This window comes from Halorubrum saccharovorum DSM 1137 (genome assembly GCF_000337915.1).
Classification (GTDB): Archaea; Halobacteriota; Halobacteria; order Halobacteriales; family Haloferacaceae; genus Halorubrum; species Halorubrum saccharovorum.
In genome coordinates, this window is sequence record NZ_AOJE01000027.1 from 1 (window position 1) to 1,560 (window position 1,560).

General features: G+C 58.5%; 1 rRNA gene. It reads left to right on the forward strand.

Going from position 1 to position 1,560, the window contains the following annotated elements:
• Positions 1-1,560 (forward strand): 23S ribosomal RNA (locus tag C471_RS16285); the annotation flags it as partial.

Sequence of the window (1,560 nt, forward strand, 5' to 3'; positions counted from 1 at the left end):
CGAGCCGGCGTCGTGTCGTGCGTTTTGAAAAACGACCCAGGGAGTGCACTTGATTGGCGAGTCTAACCCGTGAACCGGGGAAGGCGCAGGGAAACCGATACGGCCGCAGCACATTCGTGCGAGGGCCACCGTGTTCAAGCGCGGGGAGTCAATTGGGTGCGACCCGAAACCAGGCGATCTATACGCAGGCAGGGTGAAGCGTGGCGAAAGCCACGTGGAGGCCCGTTAGAGTTGGTATTCTACAATATCCTCTCGTGATCTGCGCATAGGGGTGAAAGGCCCATCGAGCCTGGCAACAGCTGGTTCCAACCGAAACATGTCGAAGCATGACCTCTTCCGAGGTAGCCCGCGGGGTAGAGCTACCGATTGGATGACCCGCCTCCGAGAGGAGTCGGCCATCCTGTCGAACTCCAAACCCGCAGGCGCTGTAGACGAAGGGAGTCCGGTGCGCGGGGTAAGCCTGTGTACCGTGAGGGGAACAACCCAGAGCCGGGTTAAGGTCCCAAAGTGTAGATTAAGTGCGATTCGAAGGTGGTCTCAAGCCCTAAACAGCCGGGAGGTGAGCTTAGAAGCAGCTACCCTCTAAGAAAAGCGTAACAGCTTACCGGCCGAGGTTTGAGGCGCCCAAAATGATCGGGGCTCAAATCTACCACCGAGACCTGGCCGTGCCCTTGACAGGGGCAACCGCGTAGGTTGGCGTTCTGTTCGGATGGAAGCTCGGGCGAGAGCTCGCGTGGACCGTTCAGAAACGACAATCCTGGTCACAGTAGCAGCGATAGTCGGGTGAGAACCTCGACGGCCTGATGAGCAAGGGTTCCTCGGCACTGCCACTCAGCCGAGGGTCAGCCGGTCCTAAGATGCACCGTAACTCGACTGCATCAACGGGAAACTGGTTAAGATTCCAGTGCCATCGTGCAGTAAAAGTCGACGCCGTGTGGAACGCTGAGCCGGGCTTTCGCCCGGTCGAATCGTGGAACCTCGTGGAAGCCGTCACGGCACGAAGCGAGAGAAACGCGAGATAGCGCAAGTCAGCCGTACATAGGGCCCGTGAAAAGACGAGCACGATGTCCGTACCGAGATCCGACACAGGTGCTCTGGCAGCGCAAGCCAAGGCCTGTCGGGAGAACCGACGTTAGGGAATTCGGCAAGTTAGTCCCGTACCTTCGGAAGAAGGGATGCCTGCTCTCGACGGAGCAGGTCGCAGTGACTCGGGCGCTCCGACTGTCTAATAACAACACAGGTGACCGCAAATCCGCAAGGACTCGTACGGTCACTGAATCCTGCCCAGTGCGGGTATCTGAACACCTCGTACAAGAGGACGAAGGACCCGTCAACGGCGGGGGTAACTATGACCCTCTTAAGGTAGCGTAGTACCTTGCCGCTTCAGTAGCGGCTTGCATGAATGGATAAACGAGAGCGCCACTGTCCCAACGTTGGACCCGGTGAACTGTACGTTCCAGTGCGGAGTCTGGAGACCCCCAAGGGGAAGCGAAGACCCTATAGAGCTTTACTGCAGGCTGTCGCTGAGACGTGGTCGCCGATGTGCAGCATAGGTAGGAG